General features: G+C 55.3%; 17 protein-coding genes. 9 read left to right on the top strand and 8 right to left on the bottom strand.

Features of this window, described 5'->3' with window-relative positions; genetic code table 11:
- Together glyS and glyQ are read right to left on the bottom strand one after the other, a co-directional pair.
- Positions 1 to 2,085: a glycine--tRNA ligase subunit beta gene (glyS, locus tag H8K27_RS09285; protein ID WP_186862898.1), complete on the bottom strand. Its 2,085-nt coding sequence runs from the start codon at positions 2,083 to 2,085 to the stop codon at positions 1 to 3.
- Positions 2,086 to 2,119: 34 nt separating this feature from the next.
- The gene (gene glyQ, locus H8K27_RS09280; protein ID WP_186862897.1) at positions 2,120 to 3,073 is read right to left on the bottom strand and encodes a glycine--tRNA ligase subunit alpha; all 954 of its coding nucleotides are present in this window, start codon (positions 3,071 to 3,073) and stop codon (positions 2,120 to 2,122) included.
- Positions 3,074 to 3,309: 236 nt separating this feature from the next.
- Between glyQ and H8K27_RS09275 the strand changes: the two genes are divergently transcribed.
- From H8K27_RS09275 to H8K27_RS09260, 4 genes are read left to right on the top strand one after another with little or no spacing between them, the layout of a single operon-like run.
- Positions 3,310 to 5,823 carry a putative bifunctional diguanylate cyclase/phosphodiesterase gene (locus H8K27_RS09275; RefSeq protein WP_186862896.1) on the top strand — a complete coding sequence of 838 codons (2,514 nt, stop codon included), beginning with the start codon at positions 3,310 to 3,312 and terminating at the stop codon, positions 5,821 to 5,823.
- Positions 5,820 to 6,092, top strand: a complete 273-nt coding sequence (locus tag H8K27_RS09270) for a hypothetical protein (protein WP_186862895.1) — start codon at positions 5,820 to 5,822, stop codon at positions 6,090 to 6,092. Before H8K27_RS09275 ends, H8K27_RS09270 begins: the two co-directional genes overlap by 4 nt.
- A gap of 34 nt (positions 6,093 to 6,126) precedes the next feature.
- Complete coding sequence (locus H8K27_RS09265; RefSeq protein ID WP_186862894.1) at positions 6,127 to 6,807, top strand: 3'-5' exonuclease; 681 nt, start codon at positions 6,127 to 6,129, stop codon at positions 6,805 to 6,807.
- Complete coding sequence (locus tag H8K27_RS09260; protein ID WP_186862893.1) at positions 6,804 to 7,424, top strand: YkgJ family cysteine cluster protein; 621 nt, start codon at positions 6,804 to 6,806, stop codon at positions 7,422 to 7,424. The genes H8K27_RS09265 and H8K27_RS09260 overlap by 4 nt, the downstream gene beginning before the upstream one ends.
- Before the next feature lie 251 nt (positions 7,425 to 7,675).
- Here H8K27_RS09260 and H8K27_RS09255 read toward each other — a convergent pair whose 3' ends face one another.
- From H8K27_RS09255 to H8K27_RS09245, 3 genes are all read right to left on the bottom strand, one after another.
- Positions 7,676 to 7,990, bottom strand: a complete 315-nt coding sequence (locus tag H8K27_RS09255) for a zinc-ribbon domain and TM2 domain-containing protein (protein ID WP_186862892.1) — start codon at positions 7,988 to 7,990, stop codon at positions 7,676 to 7,678.
- A 191-nt stretch (positions 7,991 to 8,181) separates the two neighbouring features.
- Positions 8,182 to 9,213, bottom strand: coding sequence for a Leu/Phe/Val dehydrogenase (locus tag H8K27_RS09250; RefSeq protein WP_186862891.1), 1,032 nt, complete (start codon positions 9,211 to 9,213; stop codon positions 8,182 to 8,184).
- A 245-nt stretch (positions 9,214 to 9,458) separates the two neighbouring features.
- A complete protein-coding gene (locus H8K27_RS09245) occupies positions 9,459 to 10,040 on the bottom strand; it encodes a dienelactone hydrolase family protein (protein WP_186862890.1) in 582 nt (193 codons plus the stop codon).
- 362 nt (positions 10,041 to 10,402) lie between these two features.
- Between H8K27_RS09245 and H8K27_RS09240 the strand changes: the two genes are divergently transcribed.
- From H8K27_RS09240 to H8K27_RS09225, 4 genes are all read left to right on the top strand, one after another.
- Positions 10,403 to 11,533 carry an efflux RND transporter periplasmic adaptor subunit gene (locus H8K27_RS09240; RefSeq protein ID WP_329604380.1) on the top strand — a complete coding sequence of 377 codons (1,131 nt, stop codon included), beginning with the start codon at positions 10,403 to 10,405 and terminating at the stop codon, positions 11,531 to 11,533.
- 3 nt (positions 11,534 to 11,536) lie between these two features.
- On the top strand, positions 11,537 to 14,728 hold the full coding sequence (locus H8K27_RS09235) for an efflux RND transporter permease subunit (RefSeq protein ID WP_186862888.1): 3,192 nt from the start codon (positions 11,537 to 11,539) through the stop codon (positions 14,726 to 14,728).
- Positions 14,729 to 14,945: 217 nt separating this feature from the next.
- Positions 14,946 to 16,502 (top strand): POT-type proton-dependent oligopeptide transporter, encoded by a 1,557-nt coding sequence (locus H8K27_RS09230; RefSeq protein ID WP_186862887.1) that lies wholly within the window; start codon positions 14,946 to 14,948, stop codon positions 16,500 to 16,502.
- Positions 16,503 to 16,839: 337 nt separating this feature from the next.
- Positions 16,840 to 17,217, top strand: coding sequence for a TraR/DksA family transcriptional regulator (locus H8K27_RS09225; RefSeq protein ID WP_186862886.1), 378 nt, complete (start codon positions 16,840 to 16,842; stop codon positions 17,215 to 17,217).
- 98 nt (positions 17,218 to 17,315) lie between these two features.
- On the opposite strand, the gene H8K27_RS09220 is transcribed toward H8K27_RS09225, so the two are convergent.
- A complete protein-coding gene (locus H8K27_RS09220; protein WP_186862885.1) occupies positions 17,316 to 18,461 on the bottom strand; it encodes a DUF3667 domain-containing protein in 1,146 nt (381 codons plus the stop codon).
- A gap of 113 nt (positions 18,462 to 18,574) precedes the next feature.
- Positions 18,575 to 19,993, bottom strand: coding sequence for a DHA2 family efflux MFS transporter permease subunit (locus H8K27_RS09215; RefSeq protein ID WP_186862884.1), 1,419 nt, complete (start codon positions 19,991 to 19,993; stop codon positions 18,575 to 18,577).
- Positions 19,994 to 20,167: 174 nt separating this feature from the next.
- Here H8K27_RS09215 and H8K27_RS09210 point away from each other — a divergent pair, with 174 nt between their 5' ends.
- Positions 20,168 to 20,872 carry a glutathione S-transferase N-terminal domain-containing protein gene (locus H8K27_RS09210; protein WP_186862883.1) on the top strand — a complete coding sequence of 235 codons (705 nt, stop codon included), beginning with the start codon at positions 20,168 to 20,170 and terminating at the stop codon, positions 20,870 to 20,872.
- A gap of 76 nt (positions 20,873 to 20,948) precedes the next feature.
- Here the strand turns inward: H8K27_RS09210 and H8K27_RS09205 are convergent, their stop codons facing one another.
- Positions 20,949 to 23,768, bottom strand: a complete 2,820-nt coding sequence (locus tag H8K27_RS09205; protein WP_186862882.1) for an ATP-binding protein — start codon at positions 23,766 to 23,768, stop codon at positions 20,949 to 20,951.
- Position 23,769 lies beyond the last annotated feature (1 nt).

Below are 23,769 nucleotides of genomic sequence, written 5' to 3'. Positions count from 1 at the left end.
TCAGGCCGCGAGCTTGGAAATATCGGCAACCTGATTTAGCATGCGGTGCAGGCTGGCGAGCAATGCCAGACGGTTATTGCGCAATGCCGGGTCTTCGGCATTCACCATCACGTCATTGAAGAAACTGTCCACCCCGGCACGCAATGCTGCCAGCGTTTTCAATGCCCCCGTGTAATCGCCGCTGGCGAATGCCGCATCTACTTGCGGACGGACATTGCTCATGGCTTGCGCCAGTGCCTGCTCGGCCGCTTCCTGCAAGAGCGCCGGACTGATTTCACCCGGTGCGCCTTCTGCTTTTTTGAGAATATTTGTAATCCGCTTATTGGCCGCAGCCAGCGAAACTGATTCCGGCAAGGCAGCAAATGCCTGGACTGCCTGCAAGCGCTCGACGATGGTATCGAGCGTGTCCGGTTGCTGCGCTACCACGGCTTCCACTTCGTTTTGCGAGAATCCGCGTTCACGTAACTGACCACGCAGGCGGTCGGACAGGAAGTTCAGGACGTCAGCGGTCGGATCTTTAAAGTGACTGTTGGCCGCAAATAAACTGACTGCGTTATTCAGCAGGGTGTTGATGGATAAAGGTAAGCGCTTTTCCACCAGCATGCGCAAGATACCAAGTGCATGGCGGCGCAGTGCAAACGGATCGCGGTCACCCGTCGGCTGCAGGCCGATACCCCAGATGCCGACCAGCGTTTCCAGTTTGTCGGCCAGTGCTACGGCAGTTCCGGTATCGGTCGCGGGCAAGGTATCTCCGGCAAAGCGCGGCTGATAGTGTTCGGATGCTGCAGCTGCCACTTCCTCGTGCTCGCCATCGTGACGGGCATAGTAAGTGCCCATGATGCCCTGCAGTTCAGGGAATTCGCCGACCATGTCGGTCAGCAAATCGGTCTTCGCCAGCAACGCGGCGCGTTCTGCCAGCGCTACATCCGTCTTCAGCATGGCTGCGATCTGGCCAGCCAGTGTTTTGACGCGCTGAGTGCGTTCTGCCTGGGTGCCGAGCTTGTTGTGATATACCACGTTGGCCAGCAGCGGCAGACGGGATGCCAGTGTTTTTTTCTTGTCCTGCTCAAAGAAGAATTTCGCATCGGATAAACGCGGACGTACCACGCGCTCATTACCCTGGATGATATGCTGCGGATCGCTGGTTTCCAGATTGGAGACAATCAGGAAACGTGAACGCAGCTTGCCGTGGCTGTCTGTCAGCGCAAAATATTTCTGGTTGGTCTGCATTGTCAGGATCAGGCATTCCTGTGGCACAGCAAGGAATTCTGCTTCGAAATGGCATTCGTATACCACCGGCCATTCGACCAGCGCGGTCACCTCGTCCAGCAGCGCTTCCGGCATCAGCACCTGATCGGCGCCGGCTTTCGCCAGCAGAACCTGACGGATCTGTTCTTTGCGTTCGCTAAAGCTGGCAATGACTTTGCCATCCTGCTGTAAAGTCTTTGCATAGTCATCAGCATGAGCGACAGTGACCAGACCTTGCGACAGGAAGCGGTGGCCGCCCGTCAGGCGATCGCTTTGCAGGCCGAGCAGGCTGAGCGGAATTACGGCGTCGCCATGCAAAGCGATCAGCTTGTGCACCGGACGCACAAAATGCACGGTATTGCCATCCGGCCGCTGATAGCTCATGACTTTCGGAATCGGTAATTTACTGACGGCTTCTTCCAGCGCGCTCTGCAGTGCGGGCGCCAAAGCGGAACCGGCACTGGTATAGCTGTAGAAAAAACTCTCAGCCTTGCCATCGGAGGCACGTTCGAGCTGACTGATCTGCACATCGGGAAAACCCATCGCAGCCAGTTTTTTGGTCAGTGGTGCGGCTGGGTTACCATTGGCGTCCAGTGCTACGGAAACAGGCAGCACTTTTTCGCGCATCTGCTTGTCTGGCGATGTCGCGCGGACATGGGTGATGCTGACTGCCAGACGGCGCGGCGAAGCGTAGGATGTGGCAACTGCGTCTGCTTCTAAAAAATCACGGGATTTCAGCCCGGCAACGATACCGGCGGCAAATGCCTCGCCCAGTTTTGCCAGCGCTTTCGGCGGCAGTTCTTCAGTAAATAATTCGACTAATAATGTTTGATTCATATTGGAATTCCTGTCCATTCTGTCCGGATGCCGATCAGGCGGCGTCTGTTATCTTGATCGCTGGGGCTGGCTTGTGCATGTCGTCAGCCGGGCACATCGGGAAGCCCAGTGCTTCACGTGCTGCGTAGTACGCTGCTGCAACTGCGCGTGACAGATTGCGGATGCGGCCAATGTAGGCTGCGCGTTCGGTGACGGAAATAGCACCGCGCGCATCCAGCAGATTGAAGGTGTGTGCGGCTTTCAGGATCATTTCGTAAGCAGGCAGGGCGAGTGATTTTTCCGTCACTTCCAGCAGACGCTTGGCTTCTGCTTCGTAATTGTTGAACAGGGAAAACAGAAAGTCGGTATTGGAATATTCAAAATTGAAAGTCGATTGTTCGACTTCGTTTTGGTGAAACACATCGCCGTAGGAAAGACGTACGGTTTTTCCGTTTTCTTCGCGTTCGGTCCAGAGCAGGTCGTACACATTTTCAACGCCTTGCAGATACATCGCCAGACGTTCGATACCGTAGGTGATTTCACCCAGAATCGGTTTGCAGTCGAGGCCACCGACTTGCTGGAAATACGTAAACTGCGTGACTTCCATACCATTGAGCCAGACTTCCCAGCCCAGGCCCCATGCGCCCAGTGTCGGGTTTTCCCAGTCATCCTCGACAAAACGGATATCGTTCTGCTGCAAATCCAGTCCCAGCGCCTTCAGCGATCCGAGGTAGAGGTCGAGGATATTTTCCGGTGCCGGCTTCAGCACCACCTGATATTGGTAGTAATGTTGCAGACGGTTAGGGTTTTCACCGTAGCGGCCGTCTTTCGGGCGGCGGGAAGGTTGTACATAAGCGGCACGCCAGGGTTCCGGGCCAATGGCGCGCAGAAACGTACCTGTATGCGATGTCCCGGCGCCCACTTCCATATCGTAAGGCTGTAACAGGGCGCAACCCTGTTTGTCCCAGTAATCTTGTAATGTCAGGATGATTTGTTGAAATGTGAGCATCGTGCTGTCTGCCTTGTGCGCCCCGGAAGGAGCGGGAGAAAAATGTTTGCCAAACCTTCGATTTTAACCTAGAAATGCTGGTAAATCTGACATAAACCAGGACTTTGCTGCAATGCGAAACAAGTTTGCTTGCTGTTTAGATACGGATTGGCAATGTTTCTATTGCGCCAATTTTTTATACAAGGTATAAAAATCCTTTGACCAATTTCACGACCAGACGAGGAGTGGCACCACAGATGGGCACAATCGGGCAGGCGGATTCCCTGGATGCAGAGTCGCAACGGCTGGAACATTGGTATTTATTACTGGGGGAGCTGACACATTGTCTGTGGTCGCCTCAGGCGCTGCCCGCCATGCTGCAGGATTTTTGCCGAATTCTGGTGCAGCGGGCGGGGTATTTGCAGGCGGATATTCTGCTTGAGCAGCAGGGGCAGACCGAGACTTATACTTTCACCGCCGGAACGCCGGAACAGGCTGAACCGTACACCGGTGCTGCCGATGGCATTCACGATCTGATGGTCAGTGAACTGATTGCGCCGCAGAGACGCCTGACATTGCATGCGCGTGCGCCGGAGCACTTTACCGATGTTCATCCGTTGCATCAGGTGCTGAGCCGGTTTTTCCGGGAGCTTGCTGACGCTATCCTGGCGCAGCTGGGAATGCCGGGCCAACGGGATTTGCAGAATGACCTGGAACTGCTGGCGCTGTCGGTGCAGCAAAGCCCGTTTTCTATCCTGATTACCAACGCGCTGGGCGAGCTGGAGTATTGCAATCAGGCATATACCCGCCAGTCCGGATTCACACTGGCTGAACTGGAAAGCAAATGCGTGTTGTGGGATAACGGCTTTCCGGATGATCTGCGGCACCGGGCGGCATTTACCGCTCTGCAATCGGGCGAACACTGGCATGGCGATATCCAGACCCGCCATAAAGCGGGACATTGTTACTGGGAGCGACAGGTAGTCAGTCCGCTGTGCGATGAGCATGGACGGGTCACGCATCTGATCGCAGTGCGCCAGAGTCTCAGCGACGACCAGTTTCAGATCAGGGAAGTGGAACAGGCCTTGCTCCTGCGGGAGCAGGCGCTGGTGTCGAGCAGCAACGGCATCATGATCACGCGCAGCGATCATCATGATCATTCTATCGTCTACGTCAATCCTGCGTTTGAACGCATCACGGGCTACGATGCCGAAGAAGTGATCGGGCGCGAAGGCCGCTTTCTGGTGCGCGAAGATATGGCGCAGCCGGATCTGGAAGAAATTCGTTCTGCATTGCGGGAAAAGCGCGAGGGGCGTGCCCTGTTGCGCAATTATCGCAAAGATGGTTCGCAATTCTGGAATGAACTGCACATTTCGCCGGTCAAGGATGCCGCCGGTGCCATCACCACGCATTTTGTCAGCGTCATCAACGATGTCAGTGAACGGGTCAATTACCAGAAAGAACTGGAATATCACGCCACTCATGACAGTCTGACCGGTCTGGCCAACCGCAGCCTGCTGAACGACCGCATCACGCAAGCCATCGCATGGGCCAAGCGGCAGGAACTGCACGTTGGCCTGATGCTGCTTGATCTGGATCACTTTAAACTGATCAATGATGCTTCCGGTCACGGTGCCGGTGACGAGATGTTGAAACAGGTCGCGCAACGCCTGAATCTGTGTGTGCGTGACACAGACACCGTGGCACGCCTGGGCGGTGACGAGTTTGTGATTGTGCTGACGGATCTGCCTGAGAGCGAAGATGTGGATGCCATCGCTGAAAAAGTGCGGGATTCCCTGGCGCGCCCAATGCTGATCAATGGCGCTGAAGTGTTTGTGACTGCCAGTATCGGCATCTCGGTCTATCCGCGCGATGGCGATCATGGCGAAATTCTGCTGCGTTATGCTGACATTGCGATGTACCGGGTCAAGGAGCACGGGCGTAACAGCGCACGTCAGTTTGTGCCGGAGATGGGCGTGACAGCCATCAGCCGCCTGAACATGGAAGGTGCAATGCGGCGCGGGCTGGAGCGGGGGGAATTCAGTCTGCACTACCAGCCAAAGATTGATCTGGTGACGCATGCCGTGATCGGTGCTGAGGCGCTGGTTCGCTGGCATCATCCGCAGATCGGCCTGATACAGCCGATTGAGTTTATTCCGCTGGCAGAAGAGACCGGCCTGATCCTGCCGCTGGGGGAGTGGGTATTGAGCGAAGCTTGCCGCCAGCAGGTGATCTGGCGCAATCACGGCCTGCCGCCGTTAAAAATTGCCGTGAATATGTCTTCGCGTCAGTTCAGGCAGGACGATTTATCGGAACGTATCGCCAGAATCATTCAGGATTCCGGTGCTGATCCGCACCAGCTGACGCTGGAACTGACCGAAAGCATGGTGATGCAGGATGTCAGCAGCACGCTGGCGGCGTTACGTTCTCTCAAAAAACTGGGCTTATCGATTTCGCTGGATGATTTTGGAACAGGTTATTCCAGCTTGTCTTATTTACGCCGCTTCCCGATTGATGAATTGAAAATCGATAAGTCATTCATCAATGATATCCACGTGAATCCGGACGATGCCGCGATTGCGAGTGCCATCGTAGCGATGGGGCTGAGTCTGGGACTGAATGTCGTGGCAGAAGGGGTGGAAAAAGCTGAACAGATGCAGTTATTGAAAGAGATGCATTGCCATCAGGTACAAGGCTATTATTTTGCCAAACCGATGGATGCGGCGGCCTTTGAGAATTATCTCATCAGATATCAGGTGAAAATGTTATGACCAGGCTGCTGTGGCAGATTGCCAGTGTCCAGGAATTATCGCAGCAGTTGGTGGATGCCAGCCTGCAGCAGTCCTGCGCCGTCAGCGACGCGACCGTTTATCATTTCCGGCACGACGGGCTGGATAAACTGGCTATTTCGCTGAAAGACGGTCAGGTCGTGATGATCTCGCCGGATGTTCCGCAGGCGCAGCGCCGGCGGCGTCAGGATCTGCACGGGGAAACTGCACCGCCGGAACCGGTTGCCACCGATGACGGAAAGGTAAAATGAGCGATCCGGCAGGCCGGACATCAGACCAGAAAGAATGAATCAGGAAATTAATCACGAGCCGGCTCCTTCGTTGCCGGCATATCCCGGAATCGCCATTCAGAATGTGACGCTGGTGCTGCACGACGCACTGGCGGAACAGGTGTGTGAGCAGTTGATGTCCGTGCCGGTGCTGGGCTTTGATACCGAGACCCGGCCTGTGTTTCAGAAAGGGCAGCGCCACAACGGGCCGCACCTGATCCAGCTGGCGACCGAACAGCAGGTTTTTTTATTTCCGGTGCAAGGTCATGCACTCAGTGAGCGGCAGCATGCTGTGCTGAAGCGGATTCTGGAAGCCAGCCACGTTTTGAAAGCGGGATTCGGATTGAGTGATGATCTGAAAAGCCTGAAAGACAAACTGGGTATTCTCACTGCGCCGGTACTGGACCTGGCAAAAGCATTGCGCGAAAACAAGCATGCCGATATGGGCGCTAAAACGGCAGTGGCCAAATTTTTCGGGATGCAGTTGTCCAAATCCAAAAAAATCTCCACATCGAACTGGGCGCAGCATCCGCTGACTGAAAAGCAGATTCTGTATGCGGCCAATGATGCCCATGTGGCGCTGCTGGTCTATCAGCACTGGCAGCAGCGGCTGGAATTGTCGCATGTGGTTAACGCCGGCAAACATGCCCACGGCAGGATGCAATCCGGAATACCAGAGAAAGTGGATATCCCATGACGGTCGACGCACTGAGCGGGCAGGAACAACAGAGTTTTTTGCAGGCAATTACGCTGGTGCGTGACACTCAGGGACGCAGGCTGGCGGCTGCGTCGGTGACGCCGCAGCAGCTGATGCAACAGCTGCATCAGAGTATTGACCAGATCAGCCAGCAGGAATTCGACGGCAGACAAGTGGCGTGCGCTGCCGGATGCAGTCATTGCTGCCGCCGGCAGCGGGTGGAAATCACCCGGGCAGAAGCGGATTTTATTGCCGCACAGATGAAGTTGCATGAACCGGATCTGGCACGCCAGACCTATGCACGGTTGCAGCAGGCCGCTGCTGAGGCGAAGAAGGGGGCTGCATGTCCGTTGCTGCATGAAGAAAAGTGCAGCATTTATGCCTGGCGTCCGGCAGTATGCCGGAAAGCGCATTCGTATGATGCCAGCGCATGTGCGACAGCAAGCGAGACCTTGCCTCAGAATCTGGAACGGCTGCTGCGCTCCGAAGCACTGATGACCGGGACCCGGCTGGCACTGGACGACCACGGACTCCCCCAGACACCGCTATTGTTGGGCGAAGGCTTGCTGATGGCGTTCAGAGATGTATGGCCGATACCGGATCAGGCAGAGGATTGAGATGAACGCCCCTTCTCAGCCTCCATCCTCTCAGCAGAACTGCCTGCAGTGCAGACATTACTACATCACGCATGATGCCGGTTTTATGCATGGCTGCCGGATGTTTCAGATGAAAAGCCAGCGTTTGCCAATGCTGGAAGTCATCGCGGCATCCGGAAAGGCGTGTGAGGGATTTGCAGAGAAAATCCGGAAAAAAACGGAGTAAGCCGGAGGCGGCTCAGAAAAGCCGCATCGGCAAGCAGCTGCCGTGATCAGGTCCAGAGATTGATGGTATGACCTTCGCTATCCGTAAAGCTGCCGGCGACGATCATGATGAAATCAATCAGCGCCCAGATGCCGAGTCCGCCGAAAGTCAATAATTGCACGATGCCGGTGCCGATTTTACCGACGTAAAAGCGGTGAATACCGAGAAAGCCCACGAAGAAACAGAGCAATGCGGCAGGCAGGATGCGTTTACTACTGCTTGACTGCTGCTTAGGGCCAGTTTGCTGTGCGCCGCAATGCGGGCAACTCAATGCTGTTTCGTGAATTTCTTTTCCACAACCACGACAAAATACCATATCCATCACTGATCCTTTGCAGATTGCCTGCTGATGCCGGCTGAAGTGAATATCATAACAAGTTAAATAAAAAATACTACTGCATTCTGGATGCTGAATATCCTCCGGCAACCGTCTGACTATGAAACTGCTGATGGTGAAATGAAAAAAGCCGCCCGGATGCCGGACGGCCTGAGCAGGACAACAAAAGGCGGGGATTATTTTTTGAACCGCGCTTCGGCAATGCGGTCGGCCACGACGCTGGTTGGCAAGCGGTCTGCATCCGCCTGCGCGAATACTTCAGCCAGGGTCTCGCCGATGCGGCGTACATGGGCGTCCAGACCTGTTTCCGGCGTGTTCAGGTATTCGTAACATACCTTGATGATGCCGCCGGCGTTAATCACAAAATCCGGCGCATAGAGGATACCTTGTTCACGGCAGGCGATACCCATTTCCGGTGTGGCGAGCTGATTATTGGCAGCGCCGGCAATGATTTTCACTTTCAGCCGCGACAGTGTTTCTGGGTTCACGGTGGCACCCAGCGCGCAAGGTGCATAGATGTCTGCCTGCACATCGTAAATGGCGTCGGTGGCGACGACTTCGGCACCCAGTTCTGCTTGTGCGCGAGCCAGTGCAGCCTGATCGATGTCTGACACAATCAGTCTGGCGCCAGCTTCTTTCAGGCGGCGCGCATAATCGTAGCCGACATGTCCCAGACCTTGCAGCGCGACAGTCAGGCCGTCGAAGCTGTCACGTCCGAACTGATGCCGGACAGCTGCCTGTGCGCCGACAAAGCAGCCCAGTGCGGTGAATGGTGACGGGTCGCCGCGGTCTCCCAGTCCTGCCACATAGTTTGTTTTCAGCGCAACGTTCGCCATATCGGCGGGGCTGGTGCCGACATCTTCGGCGGTGACGTAGCGGCCGCCCAGACGCTCCAGCGCTTCGCCCAGTGCTTCAAACAGCGCAGGTGTTTTATCGGTTTTCGGGTTGCCGATAATCACGCTCTTGCCGCCGCCGATGGGCAGTCCGGCAACTGCGTTTTTATATGTCATGCCACGCGACAGGCGCAATACGTCGCGCACGGCTTCGGCTTCGCTGGCGTAATTCCACATGCGGCAGCCGCCCATGGCCGGGCCGAGTTGGGTATTGTGTACGGCGATGATGGCTTTTAAGCCGGATTTGGCCTCTGAAGCGAAGACAACCTGTTCATGGTTGTCAAAATTGATTTCATTGAATACGAAAGCGGTCATGCTTATGGCTCCGCGCAGCAACAGTGATTCACAACGCCGGATAAGGCTGAATCATCGGTCTGCAAAAAATGTTAATAAGAAAAGTTAAAACGGGGTCGTGCGATTACAAACTTTCCACGCTGGCCGGTTTGGCCGCCGCAGGCATGGGGCGGTGATTGTGTCACGCGGAGCAGAGTATAAGTGAGGGAGGTCTGTTTACTCAAATCCGGCGCCTTTATTGTGATGGCGCCATGCAACGCCGAGGATCAGGCTGCACGGTGCATGGACGGATGCAGCATGGCGGACAATTCATCCAGATAACGGGTATAGGACTGAACACAATATCCGCGGGAATACGCATTCATAAAGCCGTGCTTGCTGCCGGGGCGGATCTCTGCGGTGTGTCCGCGTTGACGTAAATCCTGTACCAGTCCCGCCGGTTCAAATGCGGCCTCCTGTTCGGCAAAAATCAGGCGCACCGGACAGGTCGGACGCAACATGCGGTATTCGCGGATGCGGGAGCCATAAAACAACACGGCATTACGTATGCCGGGAATGTTTGCATTGACGTTGTTTTCCGGGCTTTCTGCGACGGACAGCCACAATGCACTGGCGCCCGCGCTGAAACCCAGCGCTAACTGAAACGGTATCGCCGCATGCTCCAGGACATGGGTGATTTTTTCCGTATAGCGGGCGATCCCTCCGCCAGCGATAAACGCCTGATACGCCTCCTGCTCGGAACGGAATTGCCGGGCAGGATCGGCAAATGGCGAAATAATCGTGGCATCCACAGCCAGCTGTCTGGCCAGGCTGTCGATTGCGGGGGTATGGCCGAAGACGTCGGTCACGATCAATGCGGCTGGACGTGAAGGAGAGTGCTCGCTTGCGCGGGAGCTGATTTGGCTGGATGCTGACACAACAGAATACGGAAAAGCAAAGGAGGGCGGAGACTAACGGACTTGCACCGGAATTGCAAGGGTGATGCCGCACACGACAAAATAAAATGTCTGATTGACAAGTGCTTTCGACGTCATGGATACTGACCGACTATGGTCTGTTCCCATTAACAGACTGACCTGAAAGCGGACAGATGAGAGCCATCTGCAACTTTTGTCAGTTTTTAATGTCGAAGCGGCCTTCCCAGAATCGAGCTATCCGGAGATTGTCTATGTTGCGACTTAGTTTAATCGTAGTATGCATTGCACTTGTCATGAGTGGCTGCAGTAAAAAGCCGGCTGATCAGGCCAAAACTTCGGCGGCAGCTGAAAAACCGCTCATGATCACCAAGGAAGATTTGTCCACGGTCAGCAGCAATGCACTGGCTTCCGGTCCGGTCATCAACGGCTCGATTCAGCCTGAGCGCAAGGCCGACCTGCGTTCCGAAATTTCATCGGTGGTACTGCAGGTATTGAAGGAAAACGGAGAATCCGTCAGGCGCGGTGATCTGCTGGTCCGGCTGGATGACACTTCGATCAAGGACAGTCTGAATTCTGCACTGGAAGCAGAACGTGCCGCGTTGCAGACCTACGATCAGGCGGAACGCCAGATGCAGCGCCTGAAAACCCTGCGCGCTTCCGGCATGGCTTCGACACAGCAGCTGGAAGATGCGGAAATCCGCCGGAATAATACGCAAAGCGACCTGGTCGCAGCAAAGGCCCGCACCGTTCAGGCGCGCCAGCAATTGCAGCGTACCGAAGTGCGGGCGCCATTTGATGGCGTCGTCAGTGAACGCAAGGTTTCTGCCGGAGACACGGCCCAGATCGGAAAAGAACTGGTGAAAGTCATTGATCCTGCCAGCATGCGTTTCGAGGGGCTGGTCTCTGCCGATAAAGTGACCAGCGTCAAAATCGGGCAGACAGTACGGTTCCGGATCAACGGTTACGGCAATCAGGAGTTCAACGGAAAAGTGAAGCGGGTTGATCTGGCAGCGAATGCCACTACCCGGCAGGTGGAGGTACTGGTGAACTTTGCGGAAGGCAGCGTCCAGCCACGGGTTTCCGGTTTGTTTGCAGAAGGAATGATTGAGGCCGCCTCTGCCGAAACCCTGATGATTCCCGGTTCTGCGCTGATCCGTGATGGCGATAAAGCCTATGCCTGGCGGATCAGGGACGGCGTGCTGCACAAGGTTTCTGTCGTCATCGGTCAGCGCGATGCCCGTCGCGGCGACTATGCGGTGCGCAGCGGCTTGAACAATGGTGATCAGGTGATCAGTAATCCGTTGTCCACATTAAAAGACGGCCAGAAAGTGCAGATGGTGGCATCGGCCGGAGCGACTGCTGCGGCGTCAGCCGCGGCCAGCGCCGCTTCCACCTCTGCCATACCGGCACCAGCAGGAAAATAAGCCATGTTCCTTTCCGACTTCAGTATCAAGCGCCCGATTGCGATGATCGTGATCATCATCGCGCTCATGGCTCTGGGTTTGCTGGCGCTTAAAAAACTCAAGGTGAATCAGATTCCCGATGTCGATCAGCCTTTGCTGGTCGTCAGCGTGCCTTATCCGGGCGCGTCGCCGGAGACCGTGGAACGGGAAATTATCAACCGTATTGAAAAATCCCTGCAAAGCATTTCCGGTGTGGATAAACTCAGTTCCACTGCTTATGAGGGTAGTGCCAGCATCGTCATCTTTTTTAATTTCAATAAAAATATGGTCGAGGCCTCGGATGAGGTCAGGAATGCGATTGCTGCCGTCCGCTATAAATTGCCGGTGGAAATGCGCGAACCGGTGCTGCAGCGGATAGACCCGTCGGCACAGCCTATCATGCAGATTGCGCTGTCCTCCAGCACACTGACACATGCCGAGATTTCACGCAAAGCCGAAGATGAGTTTTCGGACAAATTCCGTAGCATCGATGGCGTGGCGACCGTGAGTGTAAACGGTTCGCTGAAACGGGAACTCAGTGTACTGCTGAATGCGCAGAAGCTGCGTGAATACAATGTTTCTGTGGCAGAGGTGGTGACTGCGCTGAAAAACCAGAATACCACGGCACCGGTTGGCAAGGTCAAAGGCCCGCTGAATGAACAGAGTATTCGCCTGATCGGACGGATTGAGTCGCCGGAAGAATTCAAGGCCATCGTCATCAAGCGGCGCGGCAATGAAGTGATCCGTCTGGCGCAGGTCGCGGATACGGCAGACGGTTTTGCTGAAATCAGCGGTTTCAGCATGCGTAACGGTCATCCGAACGTCGGGATATCCATTACCCGTTCACGCGATGCCAGCACGGTTTCGGTGGCAAACCGGGTGCGCACGATGGTGGCGGAAATCAATAAAACGCTGCCGGCCGGCACGACCATGGAAATCACACAGGATGGCGGCAAGGATGCGGAGAGCAGCCTGGATAACGTGATTGAATCCCTGATTTTCGGTGCAGTGCTGACGATTTTTGTGGTGTACGTGTTCCTGAACTCGTGGCGCTCGACCCTGATTACCGCGCTGAGTCTGCCGACTTCGGTGGTGGCTGCATTTATCGCAATCTGGTTGTCCGGCTTCACGCTGAATTTCATGACGCTGCTCGGCCTGTCGCTGGCTATCGGTGTGCTGATTGATGATGCGATCGTGGTGCGTGAAAATATTGTCCGTCACATGGAAATGGGTGTGGACCGTAAAACGGCCGCCAGCAACGGCACCAGGGAAATCGGTCTGGCGGTGGCGGCGACCACGTTTTCGATTATTGCCGTGTTTATTCCGGTGGCGTTCATGCCCGGCATTTCGGGCGAATGGTTCCGTCCGTTTGCATTGACAGTCGCCAGCTCGGTACTGGTGAGCTTGTTCATCTCCTTCACACTGGACCCGATGCTGTCGGCTTATTGGGGTGATCCTCCGGGTCATCACGAACAGCCGAAAAAAGGCATCAGCCGCTGGCTGGCAAAATTCAACGCCTGGTTTGATCATCAGTCCGACCGCTATGGTCACGTGATTGCGTGGGCGCTGCATCACCGGGTCTGGATGGCAGTGATCGCCGGTGCGTCTTTTGTCGGTGCGCTTGTTTTACACGCGACGCTGGGCGGTTCGAGCTTTTTACCGGCTGCGGATAACGGCTCCCTGCTGGTGAATGTCCGCACGCCATCGAGTTCCAGCCTCGAATATTCGCGGCTGAAAGTCGAGAAAGCGGCAGAACTGGCGCGCACCATATCCGAAACCAAGGCGACCAACAGCACCGTCAACCTCAGCGGCGGCCGGGTGTACGTGGATATCGGCAAGAGTACCGAGCGCAAGCGTTCTGCGGCAGAAATTGCGGTCGAGCTGCGGCAGCTGGTGGCGCAAATCATCGGTGCCGAATATGTGGTGCAGGACGACCTGAATAACGGCGGCGGCAAGCCGGTTCAGATTCAGTTCTCCGGACCGGATGCCCGCAAGCTGCTGGAGATCGCCAATGATTTCATGGAGAAACTCAGGAAAGTCCCGGGGGCGGTGGATGTCGGTTTGTCGGAACAGGAACCGAAAGATGAACTCCAGATAGAGATGGATCGCGGCCTGGCGAATTCGCTCGGTATCTCGGTCAATGATGCGGCGCAGGCATTGCGGGTGGCATTTGCCGGTGTCGAAGTGGGCGACTGGGTCGATCCGACCGGCGAGGCGCGTGATGTGGCGGTTCGCTTGCAGCCGGAAGACCGGGTCAATCTGGAAAACATCGAGCGTCTGCCGATTTCGGTGACCGGCAGTGACAAAATGGTGCCGCTGGAGCAGATTGCCAGAATCACGATGGGCAAGGGACCGTCACAGATTCAGCATTTTGACGGCAAGCGCATGATTGCGGTGTCTGCCAACGCGCAGGGACGCTCTTCCGGCGAAGTCACCTCAGATGCGCTGGCGCTGGCCAAGTCGATCAACTTCCCGACCGGTTATGCACTCGAGCTTGGTGGTGCGGCGCGCTCGCAGAAAGAACTGTTTTCGGAAATGGCGATTGCGCTGGTCATGGGAATCGGGCTGATGTATCTGATTCTGGTCATGCAGTTTGGCTCATTCACCGCACCGGTGGCCGTCATGCTGTCGTTGCCGCTGAGTCTGATCGGTGTGGTGCTGGCGCTGTTGCTGACACATGGCACGCTGAACCTGATGAGTTTTATCGGCATCATTATGCTGATGGGGCTGGTCGCCAAGAATGCAATCCTGCTGCTTGACTGCGCCCGCGAGCGCGAACGCGAAGGCTTTGACCGGGAAGATGCACTCATGTATGCCGGTCGCAAGCGCCTGCGTCCTATCCTGATGACCACGTTTGCGCTAATCGCCGGTATGTTGCCGGTGGCGATCGGTTTGGGTGAGGGTGGTGAGTTTTATCGTCCGCTGGCCATTGCCATTATTGGCGGAACGGTGACGTCAACTTTGCTGACGCTGCTGGTGGTACCGACTTTCTACGACAGCATAGAAATCAACTATGACAGGATGAAGGCCAAATTCCTCCGGCGTGACGCCCGCTGGAATACGGTGATTGCTTTTGTGCTGACGTTCGCAGAGGCCATACTCACTTTCTTGTTAATCCGTTTCCTGTTCCGCCTTCCCTTCCGTTTTGCAGGCTGGCTGCGCTCAAAACGCCGCTGATGCCTGCGGCAGCGTTCTCCGGCAGATGCTATAAACCGGTCTGAGAACGCTGCAACAACCGGTGGACGGGGCATGCTTGACTTGCCGGTTTCAAATCAGGATACTGCGGTGACCGTTCTGTGACAAACCGTTACAAACGATGATTTCCATTCATAACGGCCTTTATCCGGGCCGTTTATTCATTTTAATCACAACAACAATTGAACTGGAGAGACTCATGACTCAAGAAGCCGGACAGCCAGCGCAGGCGAAGATGCCGCGGCAGATTCCGTACATCATTGCCAACGAAGGCTGCGAACGTTTCAGCTTTTACGGGATGCGCAATATCCTGACACCGTTCCTGATTACCAGCCTGTTGCTGTCCATGCCTGAGCAGCTGCGGGCAGGGATGGCGAAAGAGATTTTCCATACTTTTGTGATTGGCGTGTATTTCTTTCCTTTGCTGGGCGGCTGGATTGCCGACCGTTTTTTCGGTAAATACAACACCGTGTTCTGGCTGAGTCTGGTGTACTGCGCGGGTCATGCCTGTCTTGCGATTTTTGAGAATAACCGCAATGGTTTTTTCACCGGTTTATTTTTGATTGCACTGGGTTCCGGCGGTATCAAGCCGCTGGTGGCATCTTTTGTCGGTGACCAGTTTGACCAGAGCAACCGCAGTCTGGCGCAGAAAGTGTTTGACGGTTTTTACTGGATCATCAATTTCGGTTCCTTTTTCGCGTCCTTGCTGATGCCGATTTTCCTGAAGCAGTTTGGCGCCAGTGTCGCTTTCGGTATTCCGGGCCTGCTGATGCTGATCGCAACGATTGTGTTCTGGTCTGGCCGCTCTAAATATGTCTATGTGCCGCTGGCACCGAAAGACCCGCATTCTTTCCTGAATGTCGTCCGTACGGCGCTCAGCAGCGCGGCGCCAGGGCAGGGCAGAAACGGCTTTTATGTGGCTGTGCTGGGTCTGGTTCTGGCCGGCGGCAGTCTGTTCCTGATTCCGCAAATCGGTATCGTGGCGGCACTGTGTCTGGCGCTGGTGATGGTGCTGGGGTGCGGCGGCATGGGATCGTGGATGCAGCTGGAGCGCGCCCGCGGCGCACATCCGGATGAGGCAGTGGACGGCGTACGCGCCGTGTTGCGGGTGCTGGTGGTGTTTGCGCTGGTGACACCTTTCTGGTCGCTGTTTGATCAGAAAGCATCGACCTGGGTATTGCAGGCGGATCTGATGACGAAACCTTCCTGGTTTCAGTCGGCCCAGATGCAGGCGCTGAATCCGATGCTGGTGATGTTGCTGATTCCGTTCAATAATCTGGTGTTGTTTCCTTTGCTGAAACGAATCGGGATCGAGCTGACCGCGTTGCGCCGGATGGGACTGGGGATTGCCTTTTCCGGACTGGCCTGGATTGTCGTCGGCTTCATGCAACTGGCGATTGATCATGGTGATGCGTTGGCGATTACCTGGCAGATTCTGCCTTATGCCCTGCTCACTTTTGGCGAGGTGCTGGTTTCGGCAACCGGGCTGGAATTTGCGTACAGCCAGGCGCCGCTGGCGATGAAGGGCGTGATCATGAGCTTCTGGAATCTGTCGGTGACGATCGGCAATCTGTGGGTGTTGCTGGCGAATTCCAGCGTCAAGAGCGAAGCCGTCACGGCACAGATTAAAACCACCGGCATCAGTGTGACGGCATTCCAGATGTTCTTTTTTGCCGGATTTGCGTTGCTGGCAGCCTTGCTGTTTGCGCTGTATGCCAGAAGTTACAAGATGCAGAATAACTACCGCACATCCTGACCGGTTTTGCCGGTATCGCCGGCATGATCCGTAAAAACAAAAAACCGCATGCTGTTGTCATGCGGTTTTTTCTCATTCAGGTTGATTCCAAGTTGCTGCCAGAATCTGTCATGGTGATCCGTGTTTACTGTTTTTTTTCACGATGACTGATCCGTAAAAAAAAACGGATTTGAATTTAAAAATGGCACCGGGATATACTGATGTGCAATCAGCATGCAACAGTCCGGCGCAGCCTTTTTCGTGAATCATCCACCGAGCAGCGACATTGCGGTGAATCAAAGTTCATCCGGGTTGGCGGAGTAATCTGAATCTGTGATCTTCATTTTAAGGAACCACTATGAGTCTCAGCAATGCACAACAGGAAAATCTGAAAAAACGGCTGGAACAGATGAGGCAGCAGATTGAGGAAGACCTGCGCCGCCATAATCCGGGCAAGCTGGACGCCGGTGCAGGCGAGGGTGACTCCGTGACCAATGATGTCATCAGCCATGACACGATGGCGCAATATCTGCATCAGCATGAGGAGTGGCAGGCGCTGCAGAGAGCGCAGGCGCGTCTGGCGGAAAACATTGCCGATATTTGTCAGGAATGCGGTGTGCTGATTCCCTTTGCCCGTCTGGAAGCTGAACCGACCGCTGAACGCTGCATCGCTTGTCAGGAAAAAGTGGAGGCAGAGCAGCAGCGCCTGCATATCCATACGCATACCAGTATGTGAGGTAGGGCCGGGATTGCAGCCGGAGCACAATACAAGGGGCCGTAAGGCCCCATGTTAGTTTGACTGCCCGGTTTCCGGTCATTACCCGTCCGAGTTTTTTACATGCTGATACCGGCAATCAGCAGCATATAAATCAGCAGCGAACTGAAAGCTACCAACAGCAGTGCGCAGGTACGCCACAGGGCTTCGCCTGTTGTCAGTCCATAAGCATCACGCAATTGAATAAACATGTGCCGAGGAGGAAGCAGCACAAACAGCAAGGCGGCAAGACTCTTCAGTCCGGCGTAGCTGAGCGTGGTTATCAGCATCATCAGCAAAGCCATGAAAGATAAGGAGTACAGCGAAAAAACGGCATGGTCAAACATCCTGAATTGCCGCCTGAAGGCAAACAACAGCCACATGAATGGCAACGAAATCGGCAACAGAAGGAAGGCGAATTTAGAAACCGCGCTTTTCATTTTGTAGAGCGTCAGATCAGGATTCTCCGCGGCATGGATCAGACGATGATTCAGCCACCCTGACTGACCGACAGGCGTTGGCGTTTCTTCTGCGATGTCGCGCAGTATGAGGCTGAGCTGTCCGGATTTTCCGGAGTCCTGATTTTTGGCCGGATCAGTCGCCGCTTGCTGTTGGTTCCGGATTTTTTCCAGGATCACCAGTTCTTTCTGTAATGTGCTTTTTTCTTCTTTTAAATCATTTGCCGCGTCCGTTGTCTGCGGGGAAGCATTATTCTGGCTTTCTAGTCCGGCCAGTTTCTGGCGCACGATACTGATCTGTTTGTCGAGCTCAGTCACGGATTGCTGTAATGTCTGGCGAGTCATATCAGGATTGATCAGACTGGCCTTGTCGCCCTGCGATGAAGTTGTCAGTGAAAAGACAAAGAACATCAGAAAAATCAGAAACAGAAACAAAGCCAGCGGTGACACATAACGGGTGCGCTGGCCGTTAATATAGTTGCGGGTCAGCTGACCGGGACGGAAAATCAGGGCGGGCAGCGTGCGCCAGGATTTGGTATCGAAATGCAGCAGACCGTGCAGGAATTCTTCAATCAGATGCAGCAGCGAACGGTGGATATGGGCAGACTGGCCGCACTGATGGCAATATGCTCCCGACAGCACGGCTCCGCAATTGCTGCATGTGGTCTGATGGGTTTCCTGCTTTTCATGCGCAGCGCCATATCCCAGCTCGCTGACGATCAGCGCTTCGCCGAGCTCTTCGGCTCCTGTTCCGGTATCGATATTCATCAGCATCCCCCATCATCACAGACAGCGGATTGTGCCTGATCCGGCAGCGCTACTCAAATCCTTTACGAGCCAATAGCGTAGTAATTATGCAACGGCATGTTTATTAGACGTGTTTAGGACGCACCTTTGGAAACACTTTCTCCATCTTCCGGCTTCAGGCTCCAGAAACTGAGCGAAGACATCAGCGTCATGACGCCGAGCGTCAGAAATGCATGATGCAGTGCCGAGGTCACTGCCAGCTGATCAGATTGCGGCAGACCGCTCAAAAACCAGGCGGTGACCAGTGAACCGCAGGCCAGACCAAAGCTCATCGACATCTGTTGCAGGGTGCTGGCGATGGTGCTGGCCATGCTGGAATCCGCTGGCGGGATATCTGCATAGGCCATTGAATTCATGCTGGTGAACTGCAGGGAATTGAATAAACCCTGGGCCAGTCCGAGCGCCACGATCAGATACAGCGGCGTGGCAGGGGTAATCAGGGAAAATGTAAATATCGTCAGGCCGATCATCATGGTATTGATAATCAGCACCTGCTTGTAGCCGAAGCGCTTCAACACCCTGGCCGCAATCAGCTTCATACCCATGGCTGCAGCTGCCGAGGGCATCATCAGCATGCCGGACTGCCATGCGGGCAGACCTAGTCCCAGCTGATACAGCAGTGGCAGCAGGAAGGGCATGCCGCCCATGCCGAGCCGGGTGACGAAGCCGCCGACCACGCTGACGCGGAAAGTGCGCACGCGAAACAGATTCAGATTCAGCAGAGGAAAGCGAGCCCGCTGAGAATGCAGGGCGTATCCGCCGAGCAGCAGGAAGGCCAGCAGGAGCAGTGCTATGGTCAGTTCCGGCGAAATGGTGTGTTCGTCAAAAATTTCCAGCAGCCAGGACAGCAGCGCGGCACCGCTGCCGAACAGCACCAGACCGCGCAGATCGAGTGGCCGCGGCTGGTCGCCATGGTAGTCCGGCATATGCCGGTGAATCAGGTATTGCGCAATCAGGCCAACCGGCACATTGATGAAAAAAATCGCTCGCCATGACACCCAATGGACGATCAGCCCGCCCACCGTCGGTCCCAGCAAGGGGCCGATCAGCGCAGGAATAATCACGAAATTCATCGCAGCCAGCAATTCAGATTTCTGAAATGTCCTGACAATGGTCAGGCGTCCTACCGGCATCATCATCGCAGCTCCCAGTCCTTGCAGGATGCGCGCGACCACCAGCATCGACAAGTTGACGGACAACCCGCACATGACGGATGACAGGGTAAAAACGGCCACCGCGATGCTGAACACGCGCCGGGTGCCGAAGCGATCGGCAATCCAGCCGCTGACTGGTATACCGACCGCCAGGCTCAGGATGTAACTGGTGACCACCGCTTTCAGACTCAGCGGATTGACAGCGAGACTGGCTGCCATTGAGGGCACCGCGGTGTTGATAATGGTGGAGTCGAGCTGCTCCATGAATAGCGCCGTGGCGACCACCCATGGCAGATATTGTTTCACACGGGATGCTTCAATGGATGTGCTGGCAGTCATGCGGAATACCGTTGCGGCCGAAAGCGAAAATCATAACACCGAGTCCGCTGCGCTGCTGCAATGCTGCGATGCTACGTTAAGGCTTCTGTCTGTTGCCGGAGCCGGAAAATGCCCTGCCGTCAGCGCATCAGGAATTATGTTATCGTTACTGCACTGTTTTTGATGAGATATTGTATGAATTCTTTGTCTGTTTTTCCCATTACGGGCAAATGGCCAGCGAGCCATCCGGACCGCATTCAGCTGTATTCCCTGCCTACGCCAAATGGCGTGAAAGTGTCGGTCATGCTGGAGGAAACCGGTCTGCCCTATGAAGCGCATCTGGTTGATTTCAATACGGATGACCAGTTGTCTGCCGAGTTTTTATCGCTGAACCCGAATAATAAAATCCCTGCCATCATCGATCCGAACGGGCCGGGGCGACAGCCGCTGCCTTTGTTTGAATCGGGGGCGATCCTGATTTATCTGGCGGAAAAATCCGGTCAGTTATTACCGGCAGATCCGGCATTGCGTTATCAGGCTTTGCAGTGGCTGATGTTCCAGATGGGCGGCATCGGCCCCATGTTTGGTCAGGTTGGTTTCTTTCACAAATTCGCCGGCAGGATGTATGAAGACAAACGTCCGCTGGAGCGTTATGCGAGCGAGTCAAAGCGTCTGCTGAATGTGCTCAATCAGCATCTGCGCGATCGTCAGTGGTTGTGCGGCAGGGAATACAGCATTGCCGATATCGCGACTTTTCCGTGGGTCAGAAACCTGACGGGTTTTTACGAGGCCGGTGATCTGGTCGGGTTTTCGGATTTTCCCGAAGTGCAGCGCGTACTGGAGCAATTCCTGCAAAGGCCGGCAGTACAGCGCGGCTTACTGATTCCGTCGCGCGACTGACAGCGCTTGTCAGATTTTGCTGCGCTGACCCTGATTCAATCACGACAGGATAAGCGCAGCAGAGAGGTGCGGAATATCAGCGGGCCTCTTTCGTTGATTTCCTCTGCAATACAAAAATCGGTTGCGCCCATTCGGTGTCTTTTTTCTTTTTGCTGGTGATCAGCGTCAGTTCCGATGGGTCGTAGACATCGGTATTGTGCGTCAGCGGCGTGGTCATTAGGTACTGGGCATCGGTGTTTTTCAGGAATTCGCCGACCAGCTGGATATTGCGGATATCCAGATGGGCGAACGGTTCGTCGATGAACACAAAGCCGCCGGAGCCATCTTCCGATTTCAATAAACCGATCAGCAGGATCAGCGATTTCATCACCTGCTGCCCGCCGGAGGCTTCGCCGTCGTTCATACCGATCGGGCCTTTGCCGTCGAATTTGAAACGCACATGCAGTCCGGCCTGCGCCAGCTGGATGTCATCGTTTTCCAGTTTGACCGGATCGGTGTGCACTTCGATGCCGGCCAGTTCGCCGAGCTGTTTAATATTTTTGCTGTAAGCCTTGATGGTGTAGCGCAGCCTGTCCATGTAGGCGGCACGGGCATTGATGGTGGCTTCGATGGCACGGTTATTCTGGTAGCGGCGCTCATCGGTTTCTGCCTGCCGGCCCTGCAGCAATGCATTCAGCCGCGTGTACTGATCGACCACGGTGGAATCGGTTTCCCAGTCGTCGCGCGCCAGATTGTTGACGAGGCTGCGGATGCGTAATTCGACCTGATGCACGTTTTCATGCTCAGCCACCAGTTCCTGACGATGCGAAGTCCGTTTCCATTGCGACGGCAGATTGTGCCAGGTATCGCGCATGGTGCGCAGGGTTTCAAACTGCGCCTTGCGTTCTTCTGCATGGCGTTTTTCCAGACTCCGCGATTGTGATTCTGCATCGGCAATCGCGGCCTTTGCCTGTTCCCATTTGAGGTGCGTGACAGAGCGCTGTTCGGTCGCAGCTTTCAGCAATGGCGCCAGTTCTCCGAGTCGGCTGCCGGTTTCGATGCGCTGCTGTTTCAGTGGCTGGGTATTGCGGCTGGCTTCTTCAAATTCGGCATGACGCGCACTCAGTTCCTTGGCCGCATCAACACCGGCCAGACGCGCTTTGTAGCTGCTGATTTCACCAGCCAGCTTGCTGATGTTCATGGTCAGCACGTCTTCCTGCGATTGCAGGCGCGGTAGCGATTTCAGTAATGCTTCCAGACGCTGGGTGCGGCCGGCGTTACCAAAGCGGTAGCGCGATACTTCGACGAATAAAGAGCGACCGCCGCGACGTTCAAAATGATAGGCATCGGGGGTGATCCATTCCTGCGATTTGGGCAGTTTCATGCCGGCTTCGACGGAGGATACGGTGTCGATGCGCTGCAACTGTTCAATCAGCCAGCCCGGTGCCTGTGCCGTGAAATTCACCACCGACAACAGGCTCTGGTCCCGGACGGACGGTGCGCTGATGCGGTCCGGTACGATGAAGTGACTGTATTTCTGCTTTTCGCCGATGCGGTAGGCGGCGCTGGCGTCGCTGGCTTTATCGAGCAGGATCACCGAGGTATAGCCGCGCAGGACACCTTCAACTGCACCCTGCCATTGCGGATCGGTGACTTCGACGATATCGGTCAGCATGCAGTGTGCAATGCCGGCATCGTTCAGCGCACGCCGCATCTGGCGCACATTTTCCGGGTCGGGCAGCGAGGATTTGCCCTGCAGTGCGGCGATGGTATCCATCTCTGCGGCAATACGCTGGCTGAGGCTGTCGCGGTCAAGTTTCAGCCGTGACAGTTCGGCTTCTTTTTTCTCCAGATCGTCGGCAATGTTGGCGACATCAGCATCGGCTTCCGCGGCCAGCTTTTGCAGTCGCGCTTTTTGTTCGAGCAGGCTTTCCTGCGGCTTTAATTTGGCATTGATCTGCTGCAGTTTTTCGCGCAGGGCGGATTCTTCCGCTTCCAGTGCAGCTTCGGCTTCCCGGGCTTCCGTCACCAGTTGCGCCTGCTGTGCAAGTTGCTGCCTGCGTTCCGACAAGGCCTCGTCCTGGGTTTTCAGGAAGCGGCGCGAGGCGCGCAGCGCCTGACTGGTGGCTGCGGCTTTTTCCAGCGCTTCATGGTATTGCAGCGTGGGCAGGATTTCTTCCTGCAGGTCGCGTTTTTCCTTGCCCAGACTTTCGTACTGGTGGTAGTTCGCCACCTTCAGGCGCAGGCCTTCGAGATTGGTTTTGGCTGCCTCGAGTTCGGTTTCAAAACGCTGCAGTTCTACTTCGGTATCGTGCTGGTGGCGTTTGGCATCGTCATATGCGTCCAGCACTTCCTTGTCGCCGAATACCTGAAACACCAGATCGAGCAGCTGACGCGGCGCGTATTCGCACAGCTTGTCGGTTTCACCCTGTTCCAGCGCCAGCACTTTGCCCATGGCATTCGACAGACCCGCATGGGACAGGCGTTTCCGGTAGCTTTCCACACCCAGCCAGTCGCTGGCTTCCAGCACTTCTTCAATCTCGGTTTTACCGCCGCGCATCAGGTATTGACGTTTCCAGTCACCACCGTTTTTTTCAATTTTGCAGAACAGTGTGACTTCATCTTCGTACAGGCCGGACATGCGGAACGGACGATTGGAAATCTGCGGGCCGACCGCACTGTTATCGACCACTGCCCTGATCCACGCGGTTTGCTGTCCGGAATGGCGGGCATAGTGTTTGTAGGAACGCCCCATCGAGCATTCCAGTCCGAACAGGGTGCGCAGCGCATCGAGCAGCGTGGTTTTGCCGGAACCGTTTTGTCCGGCGATGGTGATGATCTTGGCGTCAAGCGGAATATTTTTAATCCGCTGCCAGTAATCCCAATGGACGAGTTCGAGAGATTTGATATGAAACATG

The sequence above is a fragment of the Cognatundibacterium griseum genome (assembly GCF_014284195.1).
GTDB lineage: Bacteria > Pseudomonadota > Gammaproteobacteria > Burkholderiales > Burkholderiaceae_D > Undibacterium > Undibacterium griseum.
This window is presented reverse-complemented; position numbering and strand designations above follow the sequence as displayed.

Bases quoted from the DNA above. Each gene is read 5' to 3' on its own strand.
- glyS (WP_186862898.1), bottom strand. From the start codon at position 2,085: ATGAATCAAACATTATTAGTCGAATTATTTACTGAAGAACTGCCGCCG.
- glyQ (WP_186862897.1), bottom strand. From the start codon at position 3,073: ATGCTCACATTTCAACAAATCATCCTGACATTACAAGATTACTGGGAC.
- H8K27_RS09275 (WP_186862896.1), top strand. From the start codon at position 3,310: ATGGGCACAATCGGGCAGGCGGATTCCCTGGATGCAGAGTCGCAACGG.
- H8K27_RS09270 (WP_186862895.1), top strand. From the start codon at position 5,820: ATGACCAGGCTGCTGTGGCAGATTGCCAGTGTCCAGGAATTATCGCAG.
- H8K27_RS09265 (WP_186862894.1), top strand. From the start codon at position 6,127: ATGAATCAGGAAATTAATCACGAGCCGGCTCCTTCGTTGCCGGCATAT.
- H8K27_RS09260 (WP_186862893.1), top strand. From the start codon at position 6,804: ATGACGGTCGACGCACTGAGCGGGCAGGAACAACAGAGTTTTTTGCAG.
- H8K27_RS09255 (WP_186862892.1), bottom strand. From the start codon at position 7,990: ATGGATATGGTATTTTGTCGTGGTTGTGGAAAAGAAATTCACGAAACA.
- H8K27_RS09250 (WP_186862891.1), bottom strand. From the start codon at position 9,213: ATGACCGCTTTCGTATTCAATGAAATCAATTTTGACAACCATGAACAG.
- H8K27_RS09240 (WP_329604380.1), top strand. From the start codon at position 10,403: ATGAGTGGCTGCAGTAAAAAGCCGGCTGATCAGGCCAAAACTTCGGCG.
- H8K27_RS09235 (WP_186862888.1), top strand. From the start codon at position 11,537: ATGTTCCTTTCCGACTTCAGTATCAAGCGCCCGATTGCGATGATCGTG.
- H8K27_RS09230 (WP_186862887.1), top strand. From the start codon at position 14,946: ATGACTCAAGAAGCCGGACAGCCAGCGCAGGCGAAGATGCCGCGGCAG.
- H8K27_RS09225 (WP_186862886.1), top strand. From the start codon at position 16,840: ATGAGTCTCAGCAATGCACAACAGGAAAATCTGAAAAAACGGCTGGAA.
- H8K27_RS09220 (WP_186862885.1), bottom strand. From the start codon at position 18,461: ATGAATATCGATACCGGAACAGGAGCCGAAGAGCTCGGCGAAGCGCTG.
- H8K27_RS09215 (WP_186862884.1), bottom strand. From the start codon at position 19,993: ATGACTGCCAGCACATCCATTGAAGCATCCCGTGTGAAACAATATCTG.
- H8K27_RS09210 (WP_186862883.1), top strand. From the start codon at position 20,168: ATGAATTCTTTGTCTGTTTTTCCCATTACGGGCAAATGGCCAGCGAGC.
- H8K27_RS09205 (WP_186862882.1), bottom strand. From the start codon at position 23,768: ATGTTTCATATCAAATCTCTCGAACTCGTCCATTGGGATTACTGGCAG.